The following is a 919-nucleotide window of genomic DNA, read 5'->3' on the forward strand; positions in this document are numbered from 1 at the left end:
CAGCGTAGTGAAATCCGTAACTTACGCTCAGGAGGCGCGCAGGATCTGGTCTTCAACATGCGTCCCGATCTCGATAACCAAACGCTGCGGCTGGAGATCGATGCCGACTCAGGGCTTTACGATGCGGCCAGTCTGGTGCGGCACAGCCAGGGGATACAGACCTTGTGCACCTTGCTGTACGACGATCCGGAAAATCTTTCCGTCGCGGCATTGCGACAGCGTTTCCCGCTCTCGCTGCTGGGTAAAACAGCCAACGACAACGTGGTCGATATCATGCAGCGTATCGATCGTGCCGTCGTTCAAGCGCCGCAACGCACGGCGATCCTCACGCCTGAACACGCTTCGTCATCGCTCAGAACGCTGTCTTATGCCGTTTTGCAGCAGCAGTGGCGTGCGCTGGCCGATGTCCTGGCTCCCGTTCGCGCCGCACATACCGTACTGTTGCTCGACTTGCCGCAAGGGCCGGAGGCCATCATCTGCATGCTTGCTGCGTTGCAATTGAAAATGCCCTTCGTCAACCTGAATGCCAAAGGGGATGGAGCGGCTTACCGTCAACTGCTTGAACAGTTTAGCGACGCTATCCTGATTACCGATCGCACGCGTCCCTCCGTTCATTCCGAGCCTGGCGCATTGGCGTATTGGCGCGCATCGACACTCAATATGCCGACGGATTTCGCACACTTCACCGTGTTTCGCCGGCAAACATCGACTGAGGCGCCGGCGTTCCCGGTCGGTACCAGCTATATCATGTTTACCTCCGGTTCGACGGGAATGCCTAAAGGCGTGATAGGCGCCCGACATGCTCTCAACGTTTTTGTCGATGCGGCGATAAAATGCTATGGCATTCAACCGCACGAACGCGTGTTGCAATTTGCGCCCTTGCATTTCGATGCCTGCATCGAAGAAATTTTCATGACGC

General features: G+C 56.7%; 1 protein-coding gene. It reads left to right on the forward strand.

The window, feature by feature from the left end:
• The coding region (locus SO140_RS46105; protein WP_498544222.1) for an AMP-binding protein at nucleotides 1–919 on the forward strand (919 nt) is incomplete at both ends.

It is taken from the genome of Bradyrhizobium sp. UFLA05-108, from assembly GCF_059803455.1.